Raw genomic sequence first — 26,630 nt, forward strand, 5'->3', positions numbered from 1 at the left:
CTGGCCCCTAGAAGGCTCCTGGGAACCGGGTCTTTCCGAGGAGTCATCGTGGCAAAAATCAAGCTCACCAAGTCCGCTGTCGATGCGGCACAACCACAGGCGCAGGCCGTCGAACTCCGGGATACGCTGGTACCCGGCTTCTTGTGCAAGATTACCCCGTCGGGCCGCAAGGTGTTCATGCTCCAGTACCGGACGAACGCCGGCGAGCGCCGCAAGCCTGCCTTGGGCCAGTACGGGGAACTGACCGTCGACCAGGCCCGCTCGCTCGCACAGGAATGGCTGGCCCAGGTACGCCGGGGTGGTGATCCCGGCGCAGCCAAGGCGGAAGCTCGCAAAGCGCCCACCGTCGAGGAGTTGTGCAAGAAGTTCATGGAGGATCACTCCAAAAAGCGCAACAAGCCCAGCACCCGAGTCGGCTATCAAGGCGTCATCGACCGCTGCATCATCCCGCTGCTGGGTCGCAAGAAGGTCCACGACGTGAAGCGCCCTGACATTGCCGGGCTGATGGAAAAGCTTTCGTACAAGCAGACCGAGGCGAACAAAGCGTTTAGTATCCTGCGCAAGATGTTCAACTTGGCTGAGGTGTGGGGCTATCGACCTGACGGTACCAATCCTTGCCGCCATGTCCCGATGTTCCCTGCCGGCAAGTCCACCCACCTCATCAGCGACGAGGACATGGGCAAGCTGTTCCGGCAGCTTGACAAAATCGAGGCCGAGGGACTGGAGAACTACGTCATCCCGTTGGCGATCCGCCTGCAATTCGAGTTTGCCGGCCGCCGTGGCGAAATCGTCTCGCTCGAATGGGAATGGATCGATCTGGAAAACCGCCGCGTCGTCTGGCCCGACAGCAAGACCGGCGGCATGTCCAAGCCCATAAGCGAGGAAGCCTACCGGCTGCTTTCGACAGCGCCGAGGCAGGAAGGTGGGGTAGCCTGATTCCCGCGGACAGTTCCGATTGTTACCATTGACAATCGGGAGTGTGAAATGAAGACCAGAAAGACATATCCAGTAGAGTTCCGTTCTGAGGCGGTAAAGCTGGTACTTGAGCAAGGGCTCAGCCTTGAAGGGGCGGCCAGGCGGCTGGGTATCCCCAAGGGTACATTGGCTAACTGGGTTGTAGCGGCGAGGTCTGGCGGTGACCAACCGGCGCCGGGGGCGCGCAGTGTCACGGAGCTGGAAGCAGAGAACGCCAAGCTGCGCAAGGAGTTGGCAGAGGCACGCCTGGAGCGAGACGTCATAAAAAAAGCTGCAGCGTACTTTGCTCAGGCATCACTGCCCGGTACGCGTGGATAGAAGAGCACCGAAACCTATTCCCGGTGGTGGTGGCCTGCCGGGTTCTAGCGGTGTCCCGTGCTGGGTACTATGGCTGGCGTGGACGTTCTCCATCTGAGCGAGAACAAGAGGACGAGCGGCTGAAAGTGGCGATCCGGGCGGCACATGCCAAAACACGGGAAACCTATGGCGTACGCCGTTTGCAGCCAGAACTGGCGGCGATGGGCTTTGAGGCCGGGCGTGATCGCATCGACCGTTTACGACGCCAGATAGGCATCCGGTGCCGGCAGAAGCGCAAGTTCAAGGCGACCACCAATTCGGCCCACTCGTTGCCGGTCGCGGAGAATGTCTTGGGTCAGGTGTTCGAGCCGACCCGCCCGAATCAGGTCTGGACGGGTGATATAACGTACATCCCGACGGACGAGGGCTGGCTGTACCTAGCGGCACTGAAGGATGTGTTTAGCTGCGAGATCGTTGGCTATGCGATGGGCGCGCGGATGACGACCGAACTGGTCAGCAAGGCGCTGTTCCGGGCGGTCCAGCACCAGCGGCCGCCGGCCGGCTTGATCCACCATACGGATCGTGGCAGCCAATACTGCGCCAAGGCCTACGGGGATTTGCTGACGCAGTTCAGGATGCATAGCTCGATGTCACGCAAGGGGAACTGTTTCGACAATGCGCCGATAGAGAGCTTCTGGGGAACGTTGAAGAACGAGCTCGTCCACCATCGCCGTTACGCAACGCGGGCGGAGGCGGAGGCATCGATCAGGGAGTACATCGAAATCTTCTATAACCGCCAACGCCGTCACTCGCGGCTTGGCTACTTGGCGCCGGCTGAATTTACCCGGAGGTACTGGAATTCAGCCAAGGCCGCTTGAATCGGAGCTGTCCGCTCTTGCCAGGACACCCCAGTACCCCTGTCGCAGCAGATCAAAGGGCTGCACGACGATCTGTACGACATAGGATTTGCCCAGTTGGATGAGACTGGTGACGGACTTATTGTGGAACCCGTATGGCATGACCCATTGATGGTGGCAGTTCCCGCACGTCACCCCTTACTGGCCTACAAGCATGTGCCTCTGGATGAAGTGCTGCGCTACCCCTTGGCACTCGCGGATTCGAACACATGCGAGGGACACGCACGTCAAATCGAACGCGTGCTGCGCCAAGTAAACCAGGAGCCGCTGATCGCCGAACGAGTCGCATCTTTCGACTTGATGATGGCGTTGGTGTCCGCTGGCTTTGCGCTGGGACTGGCTGGCGCTTCTCATATAGCTCCGAACCGAGACCTAAGTGTCGTAGCACGACCTCTGGCCGGTGGCCCTCACATGCTCACGACTTACCTTCTGCGTGTGGGGGCGGAACCGTCGGACGTTCTGGCCCGCTTCATCGAACGGGTCTATGCCGTTGAACCACCAAATGGAAAAACATCTGCTGCACGAGTGAAACCAGATCCGTCGGAGGAAATCGAGCCATGAAGAAGATCATCCCGCTTTTGCTTGCCGCAATACTGGTAGCTTGCGGCAAATCCGAACCGATCGCGACGACCAGTACGTACAGTCCGACCGAAACGGTCGACTCGCTCACCGCTAATCCAGAGCGATTGAAGGCATTGCGCCAGCAGTGCAAGACCGACCGTGCGAAGCTCGGCGACGAACTCTGTAATCGAGTCGCCGAAGCGACGAACCGACGTTTTCTTGGCGACGGCAAAACACCCTATACGCCGCCAAAGGAACCTCCCAAGTTTTGATTTGGGGCGACTCGCAAAAAAACTGCATTTATTTTCTCGATACGCCGTAGCGCGCCATCGCCTGCGGCGTTTTTATTGGCTTTCCCCCTACTTGAATTAATGCTTTCTGAGGCATCTTTGTCCCGATAACGGTCTTTGACCGGCCTTGTTCTGACCACGATCCTGATGACAACGGCACGTCTTCGTGCCTTTTGCCACATGGGAGAAATCGGAGGCCAGAATGCAAGGTCAAGGTGTGCTGTTCGGGCAGATCGCCGTTGTTTTCGGCATTGTGATCGCCGGTGTGTGGAGTGCCACACAATGGACCGCCGCCGTCCTGGGCTATCAACTACGCCTTGGCTCGCCCTGGTTCGATTTCTTCGGCACGCCGGTCTATCACCCCTGGCGGCTGTTCGAGTGGTGGTTCTTCTTCGATGCCTACGCGCCGCATGTCTTCGACATCGGTGGCGCGATCGCGGGCGCCAGTGGTTTGGTCGCCGTGCTGGTTGCCATCGGTATGTCGGTGTGGCGTTCGCGGCAATCGAAACTGGTCACGACCTATGGCTCTGCGCGCTGGGCCGATGCTGCGGACATACGCAAAGCCGGGCTGAATCAGCCAACCGGCGTTTTTCTCGGGCTGCATGACGGCCAGTACCTGCGGCACGAAGGACCGGAACACGTCCTGACCTTTGCTCCGACGCGCTCTGGCAAGGGCGTCGGTCTCGTGGTGCCAACGCTTCTTTCCTGGCCCGCGTCCACCGTGGTCCACGACATCAAGGGCGAGAATTGGTCCATCACCGCCGGCTGGCGTTCGCGCTTTTCGCACTGCCTGCTGTTCAACCCCACCGATCCCAAGTCGGCCGCCTACAACCCGCTGCTGGAGGTCCGGCGCGGCGCGCATGAAGTGCGCGACGTGCAGAACATCGCCGACATCCTGGTGGACCCGGAAGGCGCGCTGGAGCGCCGCAACCATTGGGAAAAGACTTCGCACGCCTTACTGGTCGGCGCCATCCTCCACGTCCTCTATGCCGGCGAGGACAAGACGCTACGCGGCGTCGCCAACTTCCTGTCCGACCCGGCATGCCCGTTCGAGCTGACGTTGCATCGGATGATGACGACGCGGCACCTCGGTGACACGCCTCATCCTGTCGTTGCCTCGGCCGCACGCGAAGTGCTCAACAAGAGCGACAACGAGCGTTCGGGCGTGCTGTCCACGGCCATGTCCTTCCTCGGCCTGTACCGCGACCCCACGGTGGCCGAAGTCACCTCGCGTTGCGACTGGCGCATCGCCGACCTGATTTCGGCAGAGCATCCGGTATCGCTGTACCTGGTTGTGCCGCCTTCGGACATCAGCCGCACCAAGCCGCTAGTGCGGCTGATCCTCAACCAGATCGGCCGGCGCCTGACCGAATCGCTGGACGGCAGCGACGGCATCGCACGCCGCCACAAGCTGCTGTTGATGCTCGACGAGTTCCCGGCCCTTGGCCGACTCGATTTCTTCGAAACGGCCCTGGCATTCATGGCCGGCTATGGCATTCGCAGCTTCCTGATCGCGCAGTCGCTCAACCAGATCGACAAGGCCTACGGCCAGAACCATTCCATCCTCGACAACTGCCATGTGCGGGTGACGTTCGCCACCAACGATGAACGCACCGCCAAGCGCATCTCCGAAACGCTCGGCACCGCCACCGAGCTGCGCGCGCAGCGCAACTACGCCGGGCACCGGCTCGCACCGTGGCTGGGGCACCTGATGGTGTCGCGGCAAGAGACTGCGCGGCCACTGCTCACCCCAGGCGAGGTGATGCAGCTTCCGCCCGACGAGGCCGTGGTGATGGTGTCCAGCGTGGCGCCGATCAGGGCCAAGAAGCTGCGCTACTACGCCGACGCGAACTTCAAGCGGCGCGTACTGCCGCCGCCCGCGCTCGCGGCGGGGCGCTACGCCGATGCACCGCCTCGGCAGCCTGACGACTGGAGTGGTCTGGCGATCCCCTCCGTACCAATCGCACCCGTCTGCACGGCCTCGACCGACGGCGAAGCCGGCAACACCGATGACGGTGGACCGCGCCGTCAGCCAGAGCTATCCGAAGTCGCCGAGTACCACCCCGAACAGGAACCTGCCAGCAACGACCTGGCGCTGCTCGATGACGACGACTTGCCGCTGCCGCTTCCCCGCCAGCTCGACCCGGCCATGCAACGCACGGCCCGGCTGGCATCCCTCGATCCTGACGACGGAATCCAGCTATGAGCCAATACCGCCTCAACCTGTTCATTCCGCCCGAACATGCCAAGCGCCTGGACGAGCTGGCTGCCAAGAAAGGCGTGTCCAAGTCGTCCATCGTCGCGGCGGCGCTGGCGTCCTGGTTGTCGCCCGATGCGGGCGATCAGCGCGAGGCGGCCATCGCCAAGCGACTGGACCGGCTGTCGCGGCAGTTCGAGCGGCTGGAGCGCGATCAGAACATCGAGATCGAGACGCTGGCGCTATTTGTTCGCTACTTCCTGACCGTCAGCACGCCGGTTCCCGAGGCTCACCAGGAAGCGGCCCGCGCCCAAGGCAAGGCGCGCTTCGAGCAGTTCGTCGAACAGCTCGGCCGTCACCTGTTGCGTGGGCGCAGTCTGGTGCGCGACGTGGTGGAGGAGCTTCAACCCGATTCTGCGCGACTGGACGAAGCGGCGGCGCAGGTTGAAGTCCAGGAGCGCGCCTCATGAGCGCGCAACCCGAGTCCTTTACCACCACATTGCTCGACCGCCGCATCCGCATGCTGCGCACGGCCATGGGGCCAGTGATCGCCGCCGCGCTGGAAGACCCGGACGTGGTGGAAATCATGCTCAATCCCGACCGGTCACTGTGGGTGGATCGCCTATCCTCCGGCCGCGCACCGCTGGGCGTGGAACTGTCCGAGGAGGATGGCGAGCGGATCATCCGGCTGGTCGCGGCGCACATCGGCGCCGAAGTGCATCGCGGCCAACCGCTTCTGACTGCCGAACTGCCCGAGACAGGCGAACGCTTCGAGGGCATCCTACCGCCCGCTGCACCGGGGCCTGCCTTCGCGCTGCGCAAGCGGGCTGTGAACATCATCGGCCTGAATCGCTATGTGGCCGACGGCATTCTGTCCGCACCACAGGCCGAGTTCCTTCGCCATGCGGTGCGGGAGCGGCAGAACATCCTGATCGCCGGTGGCACCAGCACCGGAAAAACCACGCTGGCGAATGCTTTGCTCGCCGAGATCGCCGTCACCGGCGACCGCGTACTGGTGCTCGAAGACACCATAGAGCTGCAATGCGCCGCGCGCGACCATGTGCCGCTGCGCACGCGCGCAGGCGTGGTCTCCATGACCGAGCTGGTGCGCGCCACGATGCGGTTGCGCCCCGACCGCGTGGTGGTCGGCGAGGTTCGCGGCGGCGAGGCCCTGGATCTCATCAAGGTATGGGGCACCGGCCACCCCGGCGGTATCGCCACCATCCACGCCGGTTCCGCGCTGGGCGCGTTGCTGCGCCTGGAACAGTTGGTTCTCGAAGTCGCGGTGAATCCGCCGCGCGCACTGATTGCCGAGGCGGTGAACGTCGTCGTGTTCATCGTCGGCCGTGGCCACAAACGCCGTATCGAAACCATCGCCCGTGTCGCCGGCTTCGACGGCGCGGGCTATCGCCTGGCGGACGTGCTGGAAACGCCGTTTCCAGAACTGCTGCCGCTGTCTTCCGACATTCCTTCCCTGTCCCTCAACCACTCTGGAGAACTGCCATGACGCACGCCCATGCTTTCCGCTTTTCCGTAAATCCGGCTTCGATCCGCGCTCACCTGCGCCGTCTGGCCGAGCCTGCGCATCACGGCCTGCTGCTGGCAGCCGCGATGCTGACGATGGCCGGCACCGCGAAGGCGGCCGGTTCCTCGATGCCCTGGGAAGGGCCGCTGCAATCCATCCTCGACTCCATCCAGGGGCCGGTGGCCCGGATCATCGCGGTCATCATCATCATTTCGACAGGTCTGGCGCTGGCGTTCGGCGACACGTCGGGGGGCTTTCGCAAGCTGATCCAGATCGTCTTTGGTCTGTCCATCGCCTTCGCCGCGTCCTCGTTCTTCCTGTCGTTCTTCAGCTTCTCCGGTGGTGCCGTCGTATGAGCACGGCCACCGACCTGCCGGGCTTCGAAGTGCCACTGCACCGCTCGCTGACCGAGCCGATCCTGCTGGGCGGCGCGCCGCGCACCGTGGCGATCGCCAACGGCACCTTGGCCGCCGCTGTTGGGCTGGGCCTGCAAATGTGGATTCCCGGGCTGGCGCTCTGGATCGCCGGCCACGCGCTCGCCGTTTGGGGGGCGCGCGTCGATGCGCAGTTCATGCAGGTGTTCGCCCGCCACATCAAGCACAAGCCGCTGCTGGACGTGTGAGGACCGCGCCATGATGAACTTCGCCGAATACCGCCAGCGCCCAGCCTTGTTGGCCGACTGGCTGCCGTGGGCCGGTCTGGTCGCGCCGGGTGTCGTGCTGAACAAGGATGGAAGTTTCCAGCGCACGGCGCGCTTTCGTGGGCCGGACCTGGACAGTGCCACACAGGGCGAGCTGATTGCCACCACGGCGCGGCTGAACAACGCGCTGCGCCGACTGGGCTCGGGCTGGGCGCTGTTTATTGAAGCCGAACGCCGGCCGGCGGCGGACTATCCGCACTCGACCTTTCCCGAACCGTTGTCCTGGCTGGTGGACGAGGAGCGCCGCGCGACCTTCGAGGACTCCGGCCACCACTTCGAGAGCGGCTATCACCTCACGCTCGCCTACCTGCCGCCGGAAGAATCCCGCGCCCGCGCGACCAAGCTGCTGTACGAGAACACACCCAGCGTCGGCGTGGACTGGCGCGAACGCCTCGCGGCCTTCATCGCCGAAACCGACCGCATCTACGACCTGCTCGATGGCGTGATGCCGGAGATCGCCTGGCTGGACGATGGCGCAACGCTGACCTACCTGCACGCGACCGTCTCGGCGCGGCGCTATTCGCTGGCGGTGCCGGAAGTGCCGTTCCATCTTGATGCGCTGCTGGCCGATGCGCCGCTGATCGGCGGCCTGGCGCCCATGCTGGGCGACCAGCACCTGCGCGTGGTGACGGTGCGTGGCTTTCCGACCTCGACCTGGCCGGGGATTCTGGACGACCTCAACCGCTTGGGCTTCGCCTACCGCTGGAGCACGCGCTTCCTCTGCATGGACAAGGCCGAGGCCGAGAAGGAGCTGGGCCGCCTGCGCCGGCAATGGTTCGCCAAGCGCAAGAACGTCCTCGCGCTGCTGCGCGAGTCGATCTTCCAGCAGGAATCGCCGCTGGTCGATACCGACGCCAGCAACAAGGCCGGCGACGCCGATGCGGCCCTGCAGGAGCTGGGCAGCGATCAGGTCGCCTTCGGCTACGTCACCGCGACCGTGACGGTGCTCGATGCCGATGCCGACATGGCCGACGAGAAGCTGCGCCATGTGGAGCGCGTCATCCAGGGCCGTGGCTTCGTGACCATCCCGGAAACGCTGAACGCGGTGGAGGCGTGGCTGTCGTCAGTGCCGGGCAATGCCTACGCCAACGTGCGCCAGCCCATCGTCTCAACGCTGAATCTCGCGCACCTGATCCCGGTGTCGGCGGTGTGGGCCGGACCCGAGAAGAACGAGCACCTCGACGGCCCGCCGTTGATCGTCACGCGCACCGAAGGCGCGACACCGTTCCGGCTGGTCACGCACATCGGTGACGTGGGGCATACGCTGGTGGCTGGCCCGACCGGCATGGGCAAGTCGGTGCTGCTCGCCACGCTGGCGATGCAGTTCCGCCGCTATCCCGGCTCACGCATCTTCGCCTTCGACATGGGACGCTCGATGCGCGCCACCATTCTTGGCCTGGGCGGCGAGCACTACGACCTGGGTGCCGACGGTTCGATCGCTTTTCAACCGCTCGCGCGCATCGACCGGGAAGGCTATCGCACCTGGGCGACCGAATGGGTTGAAGGTCGCCTGCGGCACGAGGGGATCAGCGTCGGCCCGGACGAGAAAGCGGCCATCTGGTCGGCGCTGGTCAGTCTCGCGGGCGCGCCCGTGGAGCAGCGCACGCTCACTGGCCTGTCGGTGCTGCTGCAATCCAACGCGCTGCGCCAGGCGCTCGCACCCTACGTGCTGGGCGGCGCACACGGCAAGCTGCTGGACGCCGACCGCGACCGGCTGGGTGCTGCGGACGTGCAGTGCTTCGAGATGGAAGAGCTGATGCACAGCAAGGCGGCGGTGCTGGCCGTGCTGGGTTATCTGTTCGCGCGCTTCGATGAGCGTTTCGACGGCGCGCCGACGCTGCTGATCCTCGACGAGGCCTGGCTGTTCCTGGACGACCCGGTGTTCGCGGCGCGCCTTCGCCAATGGCTCAAGACGCTGCGCAAGAAGAACGTCAGCGTCATCTTCGCCACGCAGTCGCTCGCCGACATCAAGGACTCGACCATCGCGCCCGCGATCATCGAAAGCTGCGCCAGCCGCATCTTCCTGCCGAATCCGCAGGCCACCGAGCCGCAGATTCGCACGATCTACGAAGGCTTCGGGCTGAATGCCCGGCAAATCGAGATCGTCGCCACCGCCCAGCCCAAGCGCGACTACTACTACCAGTCGCGTCTGGGCAACCGCCTGTTCGACCTGGACCTCGGGCCGGTCACGCTCGCCTTTGCAGGCGCTTCGACGCCGCAGGACCAACGCGCCATCGACAGCGTGCTGCGCGATGCCGAAACACCGGGCTTCGCCGGCGCCTGGCTGCGTCATCGCGGCCTCGATTGGGCGGCCGACCTGTTGCCGTCCGCTCCCTCGGCCGCGTCCTTCCTTGCTTCTCAACTTCCGGAGGTTTCACCATGAAGAAACGTCTTCTTGCCGTCGCTGTTGCCGCCTTGATCGGTGCCATGCCCGTCGCACACGCGCAATGGGTCGTCATCGACCCCACGAATCTGGCCCAGAACATCCTGACTGCCGCGCACACGCTGGAGCAGATCAACAACCAGATCAAGCAACTCCAGAACGAAGCGCAGTCCTTGATGAACGAGGCTCGCAACCTCGCGAGCCTGCCGTTCAACGTGGTCAATCGTCTGCGGTCGAACCTGGACACCACGCGCCAACTGATCGCCCAGGCTCGGGGGCTGGCCTTCGATATCCAGAACATGGACCAGCAGTTCGCGCAACAGTACCCGGAGCAGTACGCCGCCACCGTGAGCGGCAACCAGATGTTCCAGGACGCACACCAGCGCTGGCAAAACACGCTCCAGGGCTTGCAGACCGCCATGCGCATGCAGGCGCAAGTGTCGCAGAACCTGAGCCAGGATGAGGGCGTGCTGGCCGATCTGGTCGACCAGAGTCAATCGGCCACTGGCGCCTTGCAGGCGATGCAGGCCACCAATCAGCTCCTGGCCCTGCAAGCCAAGCAGTCCATCCAGACCCAGCAGCTCCAGCTCACGCAGGGTCGCGCGGCCTCGCTGGAACTGGCTCGGCAAGCCGCCGCCGTCGAGCGTGGACGCGAGGTGACGCGCCGCTTCATCGGCGGTGGCACGGCGTACACGCCGCAATCCGTGAACTTCTACGGCAACTGACGGATGCGGCCATGAACGACGTTTCCGTCATCGACCGTTTCCTCAATGTCTTCTCCACGTACATCGATTCGGGGTTCGGCCTGCTGCACGGTGAAGTCGCTTTCCTGACCGCGACGCTGGTGGCGATAGACATGACCCTGGCTGGTCTCTACTGGGCACTGGGTCATGCCACCGGCCAGGGCGAAGACGTGATGGCCAAGCTCCTGCGCAAGGTGCTCTACGTCGGCGCCTTCGCCTACATCATCGGCAACTTCAACTGGCTCTCGGGCATCGTGTTCCGGTCCTTCGCAGGCCTGGGCCTGACGGCTTCCGGTTCGACCTTGACCATGGCGACCTTCCTGCAGCCGGGGCGCCTTGCCAAGACCGGCATCGACGCCGCTGCGCCCATCCTGCAGCAGATCAGCGAGATGGCCGGGTTCCCGGAGGTGTTCATCAACATCGCGCCCATCGTCGTGATGTTCCTCGCCTGGCTGATCGTCATCATCAGCTTCTTCGTGCTGGCGGTGCAGCTCTTCGTCACGCTGATCGAGTTCAAGCTGACCACGCTCGCCGGCTTCGTACTGGTGCCGTTCGCGCTCTGGAACAAGACCGCTTTCCTCGCCGAGAAGGTGCTCGGCAACGTGGTGTCGTCGGGCATCAAGGTGCTGGTGCTGGCCGTGATCGTGGGTATTGGAACGGGGCTGTTCGCCGAGTTTCAGGTCACACCCAGTGAACCCTCCGTCGACCATGCACTGGTGGTGATGCTGGCCTCGCTCGCCATGCTGGCACTCGGCATCTTCGGCCCCGGCATCGCCACCGGCCTGGTGTCCGGTGCGCCGCAGCTTGGCGCGGGTGCAATGGCCGGTGCAGCGATGGGTGCAGCCGGTACGGCCGTTGCGGTCGGTGCCGCCGCAACCGGCGTCGGCAGCGCAGTGGTGGCCGGGGCGCGCATGGCACCGGCTGCCGCCAAGATGGCCGCCAGCGGCGCGCGTGCCGCTGCCTCGACCGCAGGCAGCGCGCGCTCGGCCTATCAAGCGGGTTCTGCAGCAGCGGGCGGTGGTTTCAAGGGCGCCGCTGCCGGCGTGGGCAACGTTGCCAAGACCGGTGCGCAAGCTGTTGGGCAAAAGGCCGCCGCCGGGATGCGCTCGCTCAAGGAGCGCGCGGCATCTGCTTTCCGTTCCGACGAGGCGGGGCCGGCATCTGGAGGCGCCGCCGCATCAGGCCAATCCACCGCCAGCGAAGCCAATTCCGGCAGTGCCGACCCGCAGCAACAGGCACAACCCGCCTGGGCCAAGCGCCTGCATCGCCGCCAGCAGATCAGCCATGCCGCCACGACCGCCGCCCACACGCTGCGTGGAGGCGACGGTGGCAGTTCGAGCAGCGGCCCGAGTTTGCACAGTTCCGACGATTGAAGCCATTCATAAGGAGAACAAACCATGCGATTCAAACGACCGCAGGTGCGCTATGCCGATACGCCGCAGCCTGCCACTCCCTACCAATCCGCAGCCCAGGTGTGGGACGAGCGCATCGGCTCGGCCCGCGTACAGGCGAAGAACTGGCGGCTGATGGCTTTCGGCTGCTTGTCGCTCGCGTTGCTGATGGCGGGCGGCCTGGTGTGGCGCTCGGCGCAGTCCATCGTCACGCCCTACGTGGTGGAAGTGGATCAGGTCGGCCAGATGCGGGCGGTCGGCGAGGCCGCCACACCTTACCGACCGAACGATGCGCAGGTCGCTTATCACTTGGCGCACTTTGTCGTGCTAGTTCGTTCGTTGTCGATCGATCCCATCGTCGTGCGGCAGAACTGGCTCGACGCCTACGACTACACCACCGATCGCGGCGCAGGCGTGCTCAACGAGTACGCGCGTACCCATGACCCGTTTGCCCGCGTCGGTAAGGAGTCGGTCACGGTACAGATCACCAGCGTCGTGCGCGCCAGCGATGCGTCTTTCAACGTGCGCTGGACCGAGCAGCGCTTCGTCAACGGCGCACCGGCCGGCACCGAACGCTGGAACGCCGTGATTTCCACCGTCCTGCAAACCCCGCGCACCGAGCAGCGGTTGCGCAAGAACCCTCTGGGCATCTACGTCAACGGCCTGTCGTGGAGCCGCGAACTCGATGCCACCGAAGGAGCCAAGCCATGAACCAGTCTTTCCGCATTTACGCTTTCGTGTTGACGCTTGCATCCCTGTCGGGCTGCGCCACGCAGGGCACGCCGCCACCAGCCATCTCGCTCGATGAGCCAGTGCAGGCCCAGCCGCTGCCCGAACCGCCCAAGCCGATTGAGGTGGTGGAGGTGCCGAAGGTGCTGCCGATGCCGGCGCAGATGAATCCTTTGCCTGAGAGCATCGAGGTCAAGACTGCACCTGAACCCGCCGATGAAAAGCTGCGGGTATCGCGTGCCAACGCCGAGGCGCGCATTGCGCCCACGCGCGAGGGCTACGTCAACGCCATCCAGGTCTGGCCCTTCACGGACGGTGCGCTGTATCAGGTCTATGCGGCGCCGGGGCGGGTAACTGTGATTTCTCTCCAACCCGGCGAGGAACTGGTGACGGTTGCCGCTGGCGACACGGTACGCTGGATCGTCGGTGACACCTCCAGCGGCACAGGCGACGCGTTGCGTGTCAGCGTATTGGTCAAGCCGATCCGCTCGGGGCTCAAAACCAATCTGGTCATCACCAGCAGTCGGCGCACCTACCTGATCGAGCTGACCTCGACCGAACGCGCCTGGATGGCTTCGGTGTCGTGGGAATACCCGAAAGATCGGATGCTGGCCCTGCAACGTCAGGCGCAGGCCGCGCAGGCGACTGCACCGATCGATGCCGGCCTGTCGCTGGAGAAGATTCGCTTCCGCTACGCCATCAGCGGCAGCACGCCGCCATGGAAGCCGCTGCGCGCCTTCGACGACGGCGAAAAGGTCTATATCCAGTTCCCGCCAGGCATCGCCCAAGGCGAACTGCCGCCGCTGTTCGTGATCGGCGCTCAAGGCGACGGGCAACTGGTGAACTATCGTTTCCGTCCGCCGTACTACATCGTGGATCGGCTGTTCGGTGCGGCCGAACTGCGCCTGGGCGGTGGAAAGGGAAGCGATGGGGGCGAAGTGGTGCGCATTGAGCGCACGGATGGAATCGTGGGCGCAGCGCGGGGGAACTGACCATGAGCCAGAACGATACCCCTGACATGCCCATTCCCGACCCCGCCCCAAAGGTCGCGCCAGAGAACGTGGCGTTGCGAGCCCAGCCGCGTCCGGTGACACGCTTGAACCGGCGCACATTGGCGATCCTGGCCGGTGGCCTCGCCGTAGCCGTGTTGGGCGCGACCATGTGGTCGCTGCAACCGCGCAAGCGCAGTGCAGGCGAACAGGCCGAGCTTTACAACGTGGATCGCGTTTCGCGCTCGGAAGGACTTGACCAGCTTCCGACCGATTACTCCAAGCTGCCGCGGGCTTTGCCTCCACAAGTCCCCGAGCTAGGGCCGCCGCTGCCGGGCGACTTGGGACCTGCCATCGTGAAATCGCAGCAGCCAGTAACACCCACCTACACGCCGCCTGGCCACGCTCCGGCGAATGCCGAGCACGACGCACAGCGCAAGGAGGCGGAAGCGGCGGCAGGAGCATCGGTATTCTTCCGTTCCAGCAACCAGCGCGCTGCTGCCGCGCCGACGCAGGTGGCTGCAGCCAGTCCTGCGTCTGGCCTTGCGGGCTTTGATCCGATGGCCGCAGGACCAGCCTCGACGGCAGCACAGCCGGCCGATCCGACCGCCGTGCAGAACCGGCAGGACCAGAAAGAGGCGTTCCTGAAAGCCGGAACTACGGAAACCCGCAATTCCGGGAACCTGAAAATGCCAACTTCGCCGTACCAGGTGATGGCAGGGACGGTGATCGCGGGCGCGCTGGTTACGGGCATCAAGTCCGATCTGCCGGGCGACGTGATCGCCACGGTGACAGAGCCGGTCTATGACACGGCCACGGGTAAGTTTGTACTGATCCCACAGGGTTCACGCATCCTCGGCCGCTACAACAGCCAGGTGAGCTACGGGCAAAGCCGGGCACAGGTGGTATGGAACCGAATCATTCTGCCCGACACGTTTTCGCTGACGCTGGACAACCTGGCTGGTGCCGACCCGGCCGGCAACTCTGGACTGGAGGATGGCGTTGATTGGCATTGGGATCGCATCTTCGCCGGTGCTGCGCTGACGACGCTGCTGGGCGTCGGTGCCGAGCTGGCCGCGCCGGAGAACCGTCAGAACGGCGATCGCGTCATCAACGCCGGGCGCAATAGCTTGCAGGACAGTGTGAACCAGGTCGGCCAAGAGATGACCCGGCGCAACCTCAACATCCAGCCCACGTTGACGGAGCGGCCGGGCCTGCCGGTGCGCATCATCGTTAATCGGGATCTGGTGTTGCGGCCCTATCAGCCGCTGTTCTTTAATCGGGGGACTTCACGATGAGCACTACGCGCAAGCTGCGGCTGGGTCCGCTGCCCAAGACCGAGAGCGTCAAGCTGACCTTCGCGTGTCCGACCAGCCTCAAGGCTGACCTTGACCGCTACGCCGCCTTGCATGCGCAGACGTATGGCGAGACGGTCGATGCGGCGACGCTGATTCCGCACATGCTGGAGGCGTTCATGGCGGGGGATCGAGGATTCAGGAGAGGTACTTCCCCAAAGCTGGTGCCGCAGAAACCAACCTAGCAGGATGAAATCCGCCTGCCATACACGAAAGCGCAGCCGATGGCTGCGCTTTCGCTTTTGGGGGGGCCAACGGGGGCAAGGGGGCATATGATGGCGGGTAAGAAGTGAGTGGGTTATGAACTGACCCGCCCGCTGCAGTGCTCTCAGGCTTGCTGCCGCGATGCCCCTATGTGGCACTTGGCCCGTAGGGCGCCAAGTGCGCACGGCGGCTGGAATCTAGCCTAACTCATTGCCCCATATAGCCTTTAGCGCTGCTGTCCGGTTTCACAAAAGGCTTGACAGCGGACATTTTTTATTGCCGCGCTGCCGGTATCGGGTACCGTCTTTTGTGGCAAATCGTCCTCTTTCATTTCCTTCCCGACAGCGCGTATGTGTTTGGATTGTCAATTTTATTGAACGGCACTACTCTTTTCTCGATACGGTCGGCCGCGGTGGCATGGCTTTCGCTTGTCGATTTCTTATCCATTCCGGAGGATTAAAATCAGCCCCTTTTTGTGCGGTTTTGGTATCCTTCCCCGGTTTAAGTTGGCGCGCGTCGGGGGTGAACTGGCGCGTGACATCAGGCAGAGGTCACCGGCTATTCCAACGCCGGTAATGGAACATGAACCAGCACCCCGCTGCGATCGGGGTGCAGTCGATGAATGGGCGCAACACCGGGGGTGGTCCGGGGTGCGCCGGAGGAGGTTTGACCATCATGATGGATGCTGTCGCGCAGCTCAAGACGGCGGCTGGGGCTCAGGTTGAAGAAAAGCCCTATCTGCAGATATCCGGGATCGTGAAGAAGTTCGGCGACAACTTCGCCGTCGATCATGTCGATCTCACTATCCGCCAGAATGAAATCTTTGCCCTCCTGGGCAGTTCGGGTTGCGGCAAGTCCACACTGTTGCGCATGCTGGCCGGCATGGAAAAGCCGACCGCCGGCAAGGTCATTCTCGATGGCCAGGACATCACCGCCCTCGCGCCGTACGACCGCCCCATCAACATGATGTTCCAGAACTACGCCCTGTTCCCGCACATGACGGTGGAGCAGAACATCGCTTTCGGCCTGAAGCAGGACAAACTGCCGAAGAAGGAGATCGCCGAGCGCGTGCTGGAAATGCTCGATCTGGTGCAGTTGCGCAAGTTCGCCTCGCGTAAGCCCTACCAACTCTCCGGCGGCCAGCAGCAGCGCGTGGCGCTGGCGCGGAGCCTCGCCAAACGCCCCAAGCTCTTGCTGCTGGACGAACCCCTGGGCGCGCTGGACAAGAAGCTGCGCCAGCAGACCCAGCTGGAGCTGGTCAACACCCTGGAAACCGTCGGCGTGACCTGCATCATGGTGACGCACGACCAGGAAGAAGCGATGACCATGGCCAGCCGCATCGGCATCATGAGCGAGGGCAGGCTGCTGCAGGTGGGCACCCCGACCGAAATTTATGATTACCCGAACTGCCGCTTCACCGCCGAATTCATCGGCGAGACCAATATCTTCGCCGGCCAGGTGGTGGTGGACGAGCCTCACTGTGTCGAGATCGAGTCCCCCGAGCTGGGTGGGCGCATCCATATCGACCACGGCATCACCGGACCCAAGGGCATGCAGGTGTGGGCCAGCATCCGTCCCGAGGACGTGCGGCTGGATCGCGGCGAATTCACCCCGGCACCGAACGCGGGGCGCGGCGTGATCGAGGACATCGCCTATCTCGGCAGCTACTCGATCTATCACGTGCGCCTGCCTTCCGGCAAGATCGTCAAGTCGGTGGTGCCGTCGTCGCGCTGGTACGAGGCCGGCGAAGAGGCACCGACCTGGGGCGAGAGCGTGAACATCCGCTGGCGCTCCGACCTGCCTGTCGTCCTGACCATGTAAGGGGAGGGTGATGGCTATCCTGCGCTCCATTCTCGACCGGTTCAAACCGGGCAAGGGCTCCGTCATCTCGGTGCCCTACCTGTGGTTGCTGGTGTTCTTCTTCGTGCCGTTCCTGATCGTGCTCAAGATCAGCTTCGCCGAGCAGGACCTGGCGATTCCGCCGTTCACGCAGTTGCTCCAGTACGACGGCGACGCGGGCATGCTGCATGTCTCGCTCAACCTGGCCAATTTCCTGTTCATCTTCACCAACGAGCTGTACGTTGACACCTACCTGTCGTCGTTGGAGGTGGCGTTCTTCACCACGCTGGCGTGCCTGTTGATCGGCTATCCGATCGCCTACGCCATCGCCCGCTCCAACCCGGCCTCGCGCAACGTGCTGCTGATGCTGGTGATGCTGCCGTTCTGGACTTCGTTCCTGCTGCGGGTATACGCCTGGATGGGGCTGTTGCAGCCGAACGGCATCATCAACAACCTGCTGATGGATCTGGGGCTGATCAGCGAGCCATTGCAGATGTTCCACAACCTGTTCTCGCTGTACCTGGTGATGGTGTACGCCTACCTGCCGTTCATGATCCTGCCGCTCTACGCGCACCTGGTGAAGATGGACGTGACCCTGCTGGAAGCCGCCAATGACCTCGGCGCTCGCCCGATGAAGACCTTCTGGACCATCACCCTGCCTTTGTCCAAGAACGGCATCATCGCCGGTTCGATGATGGTGTTCATCCCGGCAGTGGGTGAGTTCGTCATCCCGGAACTGGTGGGCGGGCCGAACGTGCTGATGATCGGCAAGGTGCTGTGGAACGAGTTCTTCGACAACAACAACTGGCCGATGGCCTCGGCCGTCGCCACCATCATGGTGCTGTTCCTGATCGTGCCGATCGCGCTGTTCCACCGCTATGAAACCCGTCAGCTGGAGGGGAAAAATGTATAACGGCAATCCGCTTCCCAAGTCGCTCAAAGGGGTGCTGCTGCTGGGTTTCCTGTTCCTCTACATCCCGATCGTCAGCCTCATCATCTACTCGTTCAACGCCTCCAAGCTGGTGACGGTGTGGGGCGGTTTCTCCACGCGCTGGTACGTCTCGCTGGTGCAGAACGAGCAGATCATCTCGGCGGTGACGCTGTCGATCAAGATCGCCTTGTCGACGGCTGTCGCGGCGGTGGTGCTGGGCACCATCGCCGGCTTCGTGTTGGCGCGCTTCGGGCGTTTTCGCGGCAGCACGCTGTTCGCCGGCATGATGACGGCGCCGATGGTGATGCCGGAAGTGATCACCGGCTTGTCGATGCTGCTCTTGTTCATCTCGATGCAGCAGTTCTTCGGCCAGCCGTCTGAACGCGGTTTCTTCACCATCTGGGTCGGCCACACCACGCTGTGCATGGCCTACGTGGCGGTGGTGGTGCGCTCGCGCCTGATCGAGATCGACAAGAGCCTGGAGGAAGCCGCGATGGACCTCGGTGCCCGCCCGCTGAAGATCTTCTTCCTGATCACCCTGCCGCTGGTGTCCCAGGCCATCGCCTCGGGCTTCCTGCTGTCGATCACGCTGTCGCTGGACGACCTGGTGACGGCCTCGTTCCTGTCCGGCCCGGGCTCGACCACGCTGCCGATGGTGATCTTCTCCAAGGTGCGCCTGGGCCTGAACCCGGAGATCAACGCGCTGGCGGCGATCACCGTGCTCTTGGTGGGCATCTTCGTGCTGATTGCCAACTACCTGATGCTCAGCGCCCAGCGCACCCGGATGAAGGCGGTGGCAGCGGCCATGCGCGAACCGGCCAAGCCGGGCGATGCCGGCGGGGCGGTGGCGACGGCGTCCTGATTGTCAGTAGGCAAGATGAAGGCGGACAGATTCGAGAGGATCTGTCCGTTTTTTTATGGGTTGATCCGGCGGGCCGCGGTGTTGTTGGTCGACCGCCACGCCTCTCGCTGCCGTGCTGCCACGGCAAAGTCGCGTGCGTCGCCTCACTGAATGGTTATGATGGACTTCGTCACGGTATTCGAGATCAATTGCTGGGGCAACGGGCTTCTGGCGGACGAGCTGTTCCGATTGTTCGTCGGCGTAGCTGCGTTGGTTAGCGGCCTCTCCGGCGTGGTCTATGTATGGCGCAAGCCCGAGGCACGACCGCGCAGGGGGCTGATTCCGAGCTTGTTCCTTACGGCGTGGGCCATCTTGTGGCTGGTAATGCATAATTTTCCACAGATGTTCCAGCGCATCGACCACTTGGCCGAGGCTTACGAAAAGGGACACTACGAGGTTTCCGAAGGAATCGTGGCGGTTCTCTACGAGCAGCCCGCACACGGACATTCGGGAGGTGATCGTATCGTCGTCGGCGGGAAGCCGTTCGAGGTGAACCATTTCTACGCTACGTCGGTGTACCAGCAGACCATTGCCCATGGCGGTGCGCTGAAGGCGGGTGTCTATGCGCGTCTCAGCCATGTGGACGGAGAGATTGTCCGCGTCGGGACCGCAAGCAGTGACCTCCACATGTTGTTCAGCACCAGCCTGACTGCAATCAGGCATCCCAACCGGCGGGCAACAGTGGCTGCAACGATTTCCCGAGTTTCTGGCTGATGACACTTCGCTTCATGCCGACCAGATGGGGCTTCATGTGGTCGACATCAAGGAGGTTTTGTTAGCGGCTGAGCGCGTCCAGCGCGTCACGGTAGCGGTCGATCGCTTCCTCGGTGCTGCTGATCGACACGTTCAGGTCGTGCAACCGGCCGTTGGTCAGCCGGTACACCCAGCCGTGCACCGACAGCTCCTGGCCGCGCTGCCACGCGTCCTGCACCACGGTGGTCTGGCACGCGTTGAGCACCTGCTCGATCACGTTCAGCTCGCACAGCCGGTCGAGCCGTTCGGATGGGTCGAGCGCCGCGAGGCGTTCTTCGTGCTTCTGCTTGATGTCGTGGATGTGGCGCAGCCAGTTGTCGACCAGGCCGACGCGTTTGTTCTCGAGCGCCGCCGCGACGCCGCCGCAGCCGTAGTGGCCGGTGACGATCACGTGTTTTACGTTCAGCACGTCGACGCCGAACTGCAGCGTCGACAGGCAGTTCAGGTCGGAATGGACGATCAGGTTCGCGACGTTGCGGTGGACGAACACCTCGCCCGGTAACAGGTTGATCAGCTCGTTCGCCGGTACGCGGCTATCCGCGCAGCCGATCCACAGGTACTCGGGCGCCTGCTGGCGCGCGAGGTTCTCGAAGAAGCCGGGCTCGTTGCGGGTGATCTTTTCCGCCCACTGGCGGTTGTTTTCGAACAGGTGTTGTAGCGGTTGGGCCATGGTTTCTCTCAAGATATCGGGTATCGGATCGACGGACGGGGATGGCGACGGCAAGTCCGGGCAGTGTAACCAATGCCTCACCAAGCGGCTACCCGTGTCGGACAGTCCGGCGGAATGCCATCGTGCCGGCACCTTGCGTCGCGGGGCTTGGCGTTCAGTGGAAGAAGTCCATGTAGTTCTTGCGTGCGTAGCGGCGGCGGCCCTCGGTTTCGTACCACGCGGAGCCGGATAGCGTCCGTCAAGATGGTGTAAATTTCAGGGACGAACTCCGGTCCGATTTTCCTGGGTTACACGCCCAGTAGCTGGGAGTTGTCAGGCAAGCCCTCTGCAGGCTCCGCCATGGTGTGCTGCGGCATGTCGCGGTGCTGCAGCTGCCATTCTTCGTTCTGCTCCATCAGCACCGCACCGATCAGAAGCCATGCTTCCTACCGTCTTTGACTCTGTCTTCTCGGTGACGCTGGAACGTCATGAAGCACGAAAGCAAATGACGCGGCAGCAGTTTGAGTGTCTCAATGCCTAACAATCCATAAGGACTTCCATGCAAGAAATGACCTCTCTAATCGGTATTGCAACGGCCCTTGCGATCGGTGCGGCCAGCCCTGGCCCGAGTTTCATCATGGTCGCGCGAACGGCTGTTTCTTCATCCCGGACGGATGGCGTTGGGGCTGCCCTTGGCATGGGGGCTGGCGGTCTGGTTTTTGCCCTTGCCGCCTTGCTGGGACTTCATGGGCTCCTGCTCGCGGTGCCATCGCTATATTGGGTGCTCAAGGTCGTCGGCGGTTTGTACCTGGCGTATTTGGGGCTGCGTATCTGGCTGGGGGCGAAACAGCCGCTCGTCAGTGGCGTCGTCGAGTCTGACGCAAAAACGACGACAGCGGCCAAGTCCTTTGCTTTGGGATTCGCTACGCAAGTGAGCAACCCCAAGACTGCCATCGTGTATGCAAGTGTCTTTGCTGCCTTTCTCCCCGCTACGTCATCACTGGCCTTCAATCTCGGGGTCGCGGGCCTCGTCTTTGTCATTGAGGCCGGGTGGTACACCATGGTTGCCTTGGCTCTTTCCTCGCACGGCCCCCGCAGCGCTTACTTGCGCTACAAGGCCTGGATTGATCGAGCCGCAGGGGGTGTGATGGTGGCTTTGGGGCTGAAGCTGGTTTCGTCCACTAGTCGGCCATGATTGGACTGGTGCGTTGTACCTCTTCGCTGCCATCGGAGGGGTTGTCATAGCGGCTTTCGTAATAATGGGCATCGCCATCCTGGCCGTCTGGTGGCCGGCTCACCTGTGGCCTTCGGCTCTAAGGCTGCCGCTGTGGGGTGTCTTGTTCGCCGCCTCAGTTGTGGTCGCTGTGGCCGAAGGTGTGCTGGCTCCGGCTGCTCTGGTCAGTCTCGCGGCACTGACCCTGGCATGCCTGCTGTCGGTTCGCCTAGAGGCGGGCAGGCTGAGGGGGCTCGCCACGCTGGTGGCGTCCGGCCTCGCCTTGTTGCTGGCGGTGCATGCCCTGCCGGGCTTCAACAACCTGCTGGTAGTGGATGGCCAGCGCATCACGCCGGATGCGGTGCCGTTCACGCTGTACGCCAACTTCGACAAGGCGACGGCCGGGCTGTTTTTGCTGGCGTTTTATTGCCAGCGCGGCGGCTCGTGGCAAGAGGCGGGGCGGGCGGTCCGGGCTGTCTGGCTGGTTGCAATCGGCACCACCGTCGCCGTCATCGGTTCGGCGTGGGCGATGGTGGTGGTACAACCGGAGTTCAAGTTTCCTTCCTTTGCGCCAGCGTTTCTGGCGATCAACCTGCTGTTTACCTGCGTGGCCGAGGAGGCGTTTTTTCGTGGCCTGATCCAGGAGCGTTTGACGCATTGGGTCGGGGGGCGACGCAGTCTGGCCTGGCTGCCGGTGGTGGTGTCGGCCGTGCTGTTTGCCATGGTGCATGCTGCCGGTGGCAGCCGCTACGTGCTCCTGGCGGCCATCGCCGGGCTGGGGTATGGGTTGGCCTATGCTAAGACGCGCCGCATCGAGGCGGCGTTACTGACCCACTACGGCGTGAACGTCGTGCATTTCCTGTTCTTTACCTACCCGATGCTGGCAGGGTGAGGGCGGCGGGCTTCCCGTGTGAGACGGGCGGGTGGTGGGATGCTGCAAAGTCGTCCGGCTTTCATCGTTCTGACATCCAACAGGCCTACCCTCTGACGGTGAAAATCGAGTGCGGAAGGCACTATGGCGCGTTTCTTTGGTCCACGTGATACAGGGACTACAGTTCAGGTTGTGCCCGGCGTGCCGGCGCGGGGTTTGCGACGGCATTGGCGTCGACGTTCTTCACTGCAAATTCTTCTTGTTTTCGAGCGTGATGTTGCTAAAATCCGCGCTCGTTTTGCCATGCAGCAACACGCATAAACGCACAAAAAGATTGTTTCGCTCCGACATCCCAGGCCCACATAAAAGCTCGCAAGCCCGAAAGCCGCGCACTAAGGAGCGGGGTTCTCCATCGAATCATTGAAGGAAAAACTCATGGCTTGGTCTGTGGCTGAGAGCCGGAGCCTGTACGGCATCCGGCATTGGGGGGCGGGGTATTTCGAGGTTGGGGATGATGGTCACGTCAAGGTCCGTCCCAACACCCGCCAGCAAAATTGCGAAATCGATCTGTACGAACTGGTGCACGCGCTGTCCGACAAGGGCCTGGATCTGCCGCTGCTGGTTCGTTTTCCCGACATCCTGCAAGACCGTGTGACGCGGTTGTGCGGTGCCTTCGACAAGGCCATCGCCGAGATCGGCTATGGTAGCCAGTACACCGCACTTTATCCGATCAAGGTCAACCAGCAGGAGGCGGTGATCAAGAGCATCATCGCCACGCCGGATGTGTCGATTGGCCTGGAAGCCGGTTCCAAGCCGGAGCTGATGGCGGTGCTGGCGCTGGCGCCCAAGGGTTGCACCATCACCTGCAACGGCTACAAGGACCGCGATTTCGTGCGCCTGGCGCTGATCGGGCAGAAGCTCGGCCACAAGGTGTTCATCGTGATCGAGAAGGAGGTCGAGGTCGATCTGGTGATCGAGGAGGCGCAGAAGCTCGGCGTACGTCCGCTGGTCGGCGTGCGCGTGCGGCTGTCGTCGCTGAACTCCGACAACCAGTGGGCCGATACCGGGGGTGAGAAGGGCAAGTTTGGCCTGTCGGCGTCCCAGCTGATCGACGTGGCCGGCAAGATGGAGGCGGCCGGCATGGCCGATTGCGTGCGCCTGTTGCATTTCCACATGGGTTCGCAGATCGCCAACATTGCCGACTACCGCCTGGGTTTCCGCGAGGCGATCCGCTACTTCGGCGAGTTGCGTGCGCTGGGCCTGCCGCTCGACCACGTCGACGTCGGCGGCGGCCTGGGGGTCGATTACGACGGCACCCATTCGCGCAACGCCAGCTCGATCAACTACGACATGGACGAGTACGCCGAGGTGATCGTGTCGATGCTGGCCGAGTTCTGCGACGAGAACGGCCTGCCGCATCCTCGCATCATGTCGGAGTCCGGGCGCGCCATGACCGCGCACCACGCGGTGCTGATCATGAACGTGACCGACGTCGAGCGTCTGCCGGAGAACGTGCCGGTGCTGGGCGATGTGGAGACGCTGGCGGCGCCGCTGAAGAAGCTCTATGAACTGACCAAGCTGACCGACGCGGAGATGGTGACCGAAACCTATCATCGCGCCAGCCATTATGTGGCGGAAGTGGCCGAGATGTACGCGGAAGGGCGGTTGAGTCTGAAGGACAAGGCGACCGCCGAGCAGCTCTACTACGCGCTGTGCCGCCGGCTGCATGGCCAGTTGCAGCTGACCCACCAGCGCTCGCAGCGTCAGGTGTTCGACGAGCTGACCGACAAGCTGGCCGACAAGTACTTCTGCAACTTCTCGGTGTTCCAGTCGCTGCCGGATACCTGGGCCATCGACCAGGTGTTGCCGATCATGCCGGTGCACCGCTTGCAGGAGCAGCCGACGCGGCGGGCGGTGCTGCAGGACCTGACCTGCGATTCCGACGGCAAGATCAAGCACTACGTCGACCAGCAGAGCATCGAGTCGTCGATGGCGGTGCATGAGGTGAAGCCGGGCGACGAGTATCTGGTCGCGGCCTTCATGGTCGGCGCCTACCAGGAAATCCTGGGCGACATGCATAACCTGTTCGGCGACACCGACTCGGTCAACGTGTTCGTGCGCGAGGGCTGCCGCCTGGAGTTCTCCGGCGTGGAGGAGCATGACACCATCGAGGACATGCTGCGCTACGTGCACCTGTCGCCGGAGGAGATCCTCAACCGCTACGAGGAGAAGGCGCGCGCCGCCAAGCTGTCGGCCGACGAGCGCAATACCTACTTCGCCGAGTTCTGCCGCGGGCTGAAGCAGTCGTCCTACCTGTCGGTCTGATCGTCCCGTTTCTCTCTCCCTGAAAGGCTGGCCGAAGCATCGTCTTCGGTCAGCCTTTTTCCGTTTTGGCGGCTACCCGGTCGCCATCCTCCGTTTTGATGCCTCGTTCGGATAACCGAACGTCTGTAGCGGCGCGATTACGCCGATCCGTCGCCATCTCGCCGTCATTAAAAAAAATGCAACAAAAACAGTGTATTGCGGTGCCGTTTCCGAGGTCTGCGCTGGCACGCTTCGTGCAATTAAGGAGCCGCCGGTCCGGGCGACGCCCACACGCCCTGGCCGGCCGACAACAAGACGATTTCCAGCCCCGGCGCATCCGCGCACGGGCAGGGACCAACCAATGGTTCACCCGGCCGCCGGCCGGATGGACGAGCAAAGGCGGGGCGGTCGGCAAGACCGGCTCCATCGCCCGGGTCGCCACGGCGGCCACGGGGCAGACCTTCACTGGAGAGGCACTTAGTGAAACTTAATAAACTGACCACCTTCATCCTGGCCGCGATGGTGCTGGGTATTCTGACCGGTTACGCATGGCGTGAAATGGCCGCCGACGAGGCCGCGATCAAGTCGTTCGCCGACAACGTGTCGATCCTGACCGACATCTTCCTGCGTCTGATCAAGATGATCATCGCGCCGCTGGTGTTCTCCACCCTGGCGGTGGGCATCGCCAAGATGGAGGATGCCAAGACCGTGGGCCGCATCGGCGCCAAGACCATGGCCTGGTTCATGACAGCCTCGTTCATCTCGCTGAGCCTGGGCCTGATCATGGTCAACCTGCTCAAGCCGGGTGTCGGCATCGGCCTGCCGCTGCCGGACGTGAGCGCGGCTACCGGCATCGAGAAGGGGGCCATCACGCTGAAGGACTTCATCACCCACGCCATTCCGAAGAGCGTGGTCGAGGCGATGAGCAAGAACGAGATCCTGCAGATCGTGGTGTTCTCGGTGTTCTTCGGCTGCGCCGGCGCTGCCATTGGCGAGCGAGCCAAGCCGGTGGTGGATATGCTCGATTCTCTTTCGCATATCATGCTGAAGGTGACCGGCTTCGTGATGAACTTCGCCCCGCTGGCGGTGTTCGGCGCCATCGCCGCCATGGTGGCCAAGGAAGGCCTGGGCATTCTCGGTACCTATGGTACCTTCATGGCCGAGTTCTACCTGTCGATCGGCGTCCTGTGGCTGGTGCTGATCGCCGCCGGCAGCCTGTTCCTCGGCCGTCGCGTGCTGACGCTGATGAAGATGGTGCGCGAGCCGCTGCTGTTGGCGTTCACGACCGCCAGCTCCGAAGCGGCCTACCCGAAGACGCTGGAGCGCCTGGAGCGCTTCGGCTGCTCGCGCAAGGTGGCCAGCTTCGTGCTGCCGATGGGCTACTCGTTCAACCTTGATGGTTCGATGATGTATTGTACCTTCGCTACCATCTTCATCGCCCAGGCCTACGGCATCGACCTGACGCTGGCACAGGAAATCACCATGATGCTGATCCTGATGGTGACCTCGAAGGGTATCGCCGGCGTGCCGCGCGCCTCGCTGGTGGTGATCGCCGCCACGCTGGCACAGTTCGACATTCCGGAAGCCGGCCTGCTGCTGCTGTTGGGCATCGACCACTTCCTCGACATGGGCCGTTCCGCCACCAACGTGATTGGCAACGCCATCGCCTCCTGCGTGGTGGCCAAGTCCGAGGGCGCGCTGGGCGCCACCGTGACCGAAGAGGAAGACGACGATACCGATCCGGATGCCGAGGTCGACGACCTGGCACCGGCTCGCGCCTGATCGACTTCTATAGCGTTACCCCGAACGGCCTCCCTGCGCGAGGCCGTTTTCCTTGCAGGGCTGTCCTCGCTGGCGGCTCTGTGTTAGAACGATACATGACCGTATTTGCCGAATCGTCTGAACCGACCTGA

General features: G+C 63.2%; 23 protein-coding genes and 2 pseudogenes. 24 read left to right on the plus strand and 1 reads right to left on the minus strand.

Annotated features, from left to right (window positions below; all coding sequences use genetic code 11):
- Nucleotides 1–48: 48 nt before the first annotated feature.
- The 20 genes and pseudogenes from PSEMAI1_RS0107525 to PSEMAI1_RS0107625 all read left to right on the plus strand — a co-directional run.
- Nucleotides 49–924: pseudogene (locus tag PSEMAI1_RS0107525) on the plus strand (tyrosine-type recombinase/integrase); the annotation flags it as partial.
- Nucleotides 925–984: 60 nt separating this feature from the next.
- A protein-coding gene (locus PSEMAI1_RS21180; RefSeq protein ID WP_156943102.1) for an IS3 family transposase occupies nt 985–2,150 on the plus strand; the annotation gives its coding sequence in 2 pieces (ribosomal slippage) (nt 985–1,249 and nt 1,249–2,150; 1,167 coding nt in all).
- A gap of 33 nt (nt 2,151–2,183) precedes the next feature.
- Nucleotides 2,184–2,750 (plus strand): annotated as a pseudogene (locus tag PSEMAI1_RS21185) (LysR family substrate-binding domain-containing protein); the annotation flags it as partial.
- Nucleotides 2,747–3,022, plus strand: a complete 276-nt coding sequence (locus PSEMAI1_RS0107545) for an EexN family lipoprotein (RefSeq protein ID WP_024302289.1) — start codon at nt 2,747–2,749, stop codon at nt 3,020–3,022. The pseudogene PSEMAI1_RS21185 and the gene PSEMAI1_RS0107545, both read left to right, overlap by 4 nt.
- 220 nt (nt 3,023–3,242) lie before the next feature.
- On the plus strand, nt 3,243–5,246 hold the full coding sequence (locus PSEMAI1_RS0107550) for a conjugal transfer protein TraG (protein WP_024302290.1): 2,004 nt from the start codon (nt 3,243–3,245) through the stop codon (nt 5,244–5,246).
- Nucleotides 5,243–5,707, plus strand: coding sequence for a ribbon-helix-helix protein, CopG family (locus PSEMAI1_RS0107555; RefSeq protein ID WP_024302291.1), 465 nt, complete (start codon nt 5,243–5,245; stop codon nt 5,705–5,707). The genes PSEMAI1_RS0107550 and PSEMAI1_RS0107555 overlap by 4 nt, the downstream gene beginning before the upstream one ends.
- Nucleotides 5,704–6,744 carry a P-type conjugative transfer ATPase TrbB gene (gene trbB / locus PSEMAI1_RS0107560; RefSeq protein ID WP_024302292.1) on the plus strand — a complete coding sequence of 347 codons (1,041 nt, stop codon included), beginning with the start codon at nt 5,704–5,706 and terminating at the stop codon, nt 6,742–6,744. Before PSEMAI1_RS0107555 ends, trbB begins: the two co-directional genes overlap by 4 nt.
- Nucleotides 6,741–7,118, plus strand: coding sequence for a TrbC/VirB2 family protein (locus PSEMAI1_RS0107565; RefSeq protein WP_024302293.1), 378 nt, complete (start codon nt 6,741–6,743; stop codon nt 7,116–7,118). The genes trbB and PSEMAI1_RS0107565 overlap by 4 nt, the downstream gene beginning before the upstream one ends.
- Entirely contained in the window at nt 7,115–7,384 is a 270-nt protein-coding gene (locus PSEMAI1_RS0107570) for a VirB3 family type IV secretion system protein (RefSeq protein WP_024302294.1), read from the plus strand. The genes PSEMAI1_RS0107565 and PSEMAI1_RS0107570 overlap by 4 nt, the downstream gene beginning before the upstream one ends.
- Before the next feature lie 10 nt (nt 7,385–7,394).
- Entirely contained in the window at nt 7,395–9,845 is a 2,451-nt protein-coding gene (trbE, locus tag PSEMAI1_RS0107575) for a conjugal transfer protein TrbE (RefSeq protein WP_024302295.1), read from the plus strand.
- Nucleotides 9,842–10,570 (plus strand): P-type conjugative transfer protein TrbJ, encoded by a 729-nt coding sequence (trbJ, locus tag PSEMAI1_RS0107580; protein ID WP_024302296.1) that lies wholly within the window; start codon nt 9,842–9,844, stop codon nt 10,568–10,570. The genes trbE and trbJ overlap by 4 nt, the downstream gene beginning before the upstream one ends.
- 11 nt (nt 10,571–10,581) lie before the next feature.
- Complete coding sequence (gene trbL, locus PSEMAI1_RS0107585; protein ID WP_024302297.1) at nt 10,582–11,961, plus strand: P-type conjugative transfer protein TrbL; 1,380 nt, start codon at nt 10,582–10,584, stop codon at nt 11,959–11,961.
- A gap of 24 nt (nt 11,962–11,985) precedes the next feature.
- Nucleotides 11,986–12,690, plus strand: a complete 705-nt coding sequence (trbF, locus tag PSEMAI1_RS0107590) for a conjugal transfer protein TrbF (protein ID WP_024302298.1) — start codon at nt 11,986–11,988, stop codon at nt 12,688–12,690.
- Nucleotides 12,687–13,700, plus strand: a complete 1,014-nt coding sequence (gene trbG, locus PSEMAI1_RS0107595) for a P-type conjugative transfer protein TrbG (protein WP_024302299.1) — start codon at nt 12,687–12,689, stop codon at nt 13,698–13,700. The genes trbF and trbG overlap by 4 nt, the downstream gene beginning before the upstream one ends.
- A gap of 2 nt (nt 13,701–13,702) precedes the next feature.
- The gene (locus PSEMAI1_RS0107600) at nt 13,703–14,995 is read left to right on the plus strand and encodes a TrbI/VirB10 family protein (RefSeq protein WP_024302300.1); all 1,293 of its coding nucleotides are present in this window, start codon (nt 13,703–13,705) and stop codon (nt 14,993–14,995) included.
- Nucleotides 14,992–15,237 (plus strand): DUF2274 domain-containing protein, encoded by a 246-nt coding sequence (locus PSEMAI1_RS0107605; protein ID WP_024302301.1) that lies wholly within the window; start codon nt 14,992–14,994, stop codon nt 15,235–15,237. The genes PSEMAI1_RS0107600 and PSEMAI1_RS0107605 overlap by 4 nt, the downstream gene beginning before the upstream one ends.
- 694 nt (nt 15,238–15,931) lie before the next feature.
- Nucleotides 15,932–17,077 carry an ABC transporter ATP-binding protein gene (locus PSEMAI1_RS0107610; protein WP_024302302.1) on the plus strand — a complete coding sequence of 382 codons (1,146 nt, stop codon included), beginning with the start codon at nt 15,932–15,934 and terminating at the stop codon, nt 17,075–17,077.
- Between the two features lie 10 nt (nt 17,078–17,087).
- Nucleotides 17,088–18,008, plus strand: a complete 921-nt coding sequence (locus PSEMAI1_RS0107615; protein WP_024302303.1) for an ABC transporter permease subunit — start codon at nt 17,088–17,090, stop codon at nt 18,006–18,008.
- Nucleotides 18,001–18,888 (plus strand): ABC transporter permease subunit, encoded by an 888-nt coding sequence (locus PSEMAI1_RS0107620; protein ID WP_024302304.1) that lies wholly within the window; start codon nt 18,001–18,003, stop codon nt 18,886–18,888. The genes PSEMAI1_RS0107615 and PSEMAI1_RS0107620 overlap by 8 nt, the downstream gene beginning before the upstream one ends.
- A 156-nt stretch (nt 18,889–19,044) precedes the next feature.
- A complete protein-coding gene (locus PSEMAI1_RS0107625; protein WP_024302305.1) occupies nt 19,045–19,641 on the plus strand; it encodes a hypothetical protein in 597 nt (198 codons plus the stop codon).
- Nucleotides 19,642–19,702: 61 nt separating this feature from the next.
- Here PSEMAI1_RS0107625 and can read toward each other — a convergent pair whose 3' ends face one another.
- Nucleotides 19,703–20,350, minus strand: coding sequence for a carbonate dehydratase (can, locus tag PSEMAI1_RS0107630; protein ID WP_024302306.1), 648 nt, complete (start codon nt 20,348–20,350; stop codon nt 19,703–19,705).
- Between the two features lie 538 nt (nt 20,351–20,888).
- On the opposite strand from can, the gene PSEMAI1_RS0107640 reads away from it, so the two are divergent.
- The 4 genes from PSEMAI1_RS0107640 (at nt 20,889) to PSEMAI1_RS0107655 (ending at nt 26,499) form a co-directional block, all read left to right on the plus strand.
- Nucleotides 20,889–21,524 carry a LysE family translocator gene (locus tag PSEMAI1_RS0107640; protein ID WP_024302307.1) on the plus strand — a complete coding sequence of 212 codons (636 nt, stop codon included), beginning with the start codon at nt 20,889–20,891 and terminating at the stop codon, nt 21,522–21,524.
- Nucleotides 21,525–21,588: 64 nt separating this feature from the next.
- On the plus strand, nt 21,589–22,434 hold the full coding sequence (locus tag PSEMAI1_RS0107645; protein WP_029770550.1) for a CPBP family intramembrane glutamic endopeptidase: 846 nt from the start codon (nt 21,589–21,591) through the stop codon (nt 22,432–22,434).
- A 414-nt stretch (nt 22,435–22,848) separates the two neighbouring features.
- Nucleotides 22,849–24,738: an arginine decarboxylase gene (gene speA / locus PSEMAI1_RS0107650; protein ID WP_024302309.1), complete on the plus strand. Its 1,890-nt coding sequence runs from the start codon at nt 22,849–22,851 to the stop codon at nt 24,736–24,738.
- Nucleotides 24,739–25,197: 459 nt separating this feature from the next.
- Complete coding sequence (locus PSEMAI1_RS0107655; protein WP_024302310.1) at nt 25,198–26,499, plus strand: dicarboxylate/amino acid:cation symporter; 1,302 nt, start codon at nt 25,198–25,200, stop codon at nt 26,497–26,499.
- Nucleotides 26,500–26,630 lie beyond the last annotated feature (131 nt).

Origin of the sequence: Pseudogulbenkiania sp. MAI-1, assembly GCF_000527175.1 — a bacterium.
Taxonomy (GTDB): Bacteria; Pseudomonadota; Gammaproteobacteria; order Burkholderiales; family Chromobacteriaceae; genus Pseudogulbenkiania.

Excerpts from the sequence above, each read along its gene's own strand:
- PSEMAI1_RS0107545 (WP_024302289.1), top strand. The coding sequence starts at position 2,747 with ATGAAGAAGATCATCCCGCTTTTGCTTGCCGCAATACTGGTAGCTTGC.
- PSEMAI1_RS0107550 (WP_024302290.1), top strand. The coding sequence starts at position 3,243 with ATGCAAGGTCAAGGTGTGCTGTTCGGGCAGATCGCCGTTGTTTTCGGC.
- PSEMAI1_RS0107555 (WP_024302291.1), top strand. The coding sequence starts at position 5,243 with ATGAGCCAATACCGCCTCAACCTGTTCATTCCGCCCGAACATGCCAAG.
- trbB (WP_024302292.1), top strand. The coding sequence starts at position 5,704 with ATGAGCGCGCAACCCGAGTCCTTTACCACCACATTGCTCGACCGCCGC.
- PSEMAI1_RS0107565 (WP_024302293.1), top strand. The coding sequence starts at position 6,741 with ATGACGCACGCCCATGCTTTCCGCTTTTCCGTAAATCCGGCTTCGATC.
- PSEMAI1_RS0107570 (WP_024302294.1), top strand. The coding sequence starts at position 7,115 with ATGAGCACGGCCACCGACCTGCCGGGCTTCGAAGTGCCACTGCACCGC.
- trbE (WP_024302295.1), top strand. The coding sequence starts at position 7,395 with ATGATGAACTTCGCCGAATACCGCCAGCGCCCAGCCTTGTTGGCCGAC.
- trbJ (WP_024302296.1), top strand. The coding sequence starts at position 9,842 with ATGAAGAAACGTCTTCTTGCCGTCGCTGTTGCCGCCTTGATCGGTGCC.
- trbL (WP_024302297.1), top strand. The coding sequence starts at position 10,582 with ATGAACGACGTTTCCGTCATCGACCGTTTCCTCAATGTCTTCTCCACG.
- trbF (WP_024302298.1), top strand. The coding sequence starts at position 11,986 with ATGCGATTCAAACGACCGCAGGTGCGCTATGCCGATACGCCGCAGCCT.
- trbG (WP_024302299.1), top strand. The coding sequence starts at position 12,687 with ATGAACCAGTCTTTCCGCATTTACGCTTTCGTGTTGACGCTTGCATCC.
- PSEMAI1_RS0107600 (WP_024302300.1), top strand. The coding sequence starts at position 13,703 with ATGAGCCAGAACGATACCCCTGACATGCCCATTCCCGACCCCGCCCCA.
- PSEMAI1_RS0107605 (WP_024302301.1), top strand. The coding sequence starts at position 14,992 with ATGAGCACTACGCGCAAGCTGCGGCTGGGTCCGCTGCCCAAGACCGAG.
- PSEMAI1_RS0107610 (WP_024302302.1), top strand. The coding sequence starts at position 15,932 with ATGATGGATGCTGTCGCGCAGCTCAAGACGGCGGCTGGGGCTCAGGTT.
- PSEMAI1_RS0107615 (WP_024302303.1), top strand. The coding sequence starts at position 17,088 with ATGGCTATCCTGCGCTCCATTCTCGACCGGTTCAAACCGGGCAAGGGC.
- PSEMAI1_RS0107620 (WP_024302304.1), top strand. The coding sequence starts at position 18,001 with ATGTATAACGGCAATCCGCTTCCCAAGTCGCTCAAAGGGGTGCTGCTG.
- PSEMAI1_RS0107625 (WP_024302305.1), top strand. The coding sequence starts at position 19,045 with ATGATGGACTTCGTCACGGTATTCGAGATCAATTGCTGGGGCAACGGG.
- can (WP_024302306.1), bottom strand. The coding sequence starts at position 20,350 with ATGGCCCAACCGCTACAACACCTGTTCGAAAACAACCGCCAGTGGGCG.
- PSEMAI1_RS0107640 (WP_024302307.1), top strand. The coding sequence starts at position 20,889 with ATGCAAGAAATGACCTCTCTAATCGGTATTGCAACGGCCCTTGCGATC.
- PSEMAI1_RS0107645 (WP_029770550.1), top strand. The coding sequence starts at position 21,589 with ATGGGCATCGCCATCCTGGCCGTCTGGTGGCCGGCTCACCTGTGGCCT.
- speA (WP_024302309.1), top strand. The coding sequence starts at position 22,849 with ATGGCTTGGTCTGTGGCTGAGAGCCGGAGCCTGTACGGCATCCGGCAT.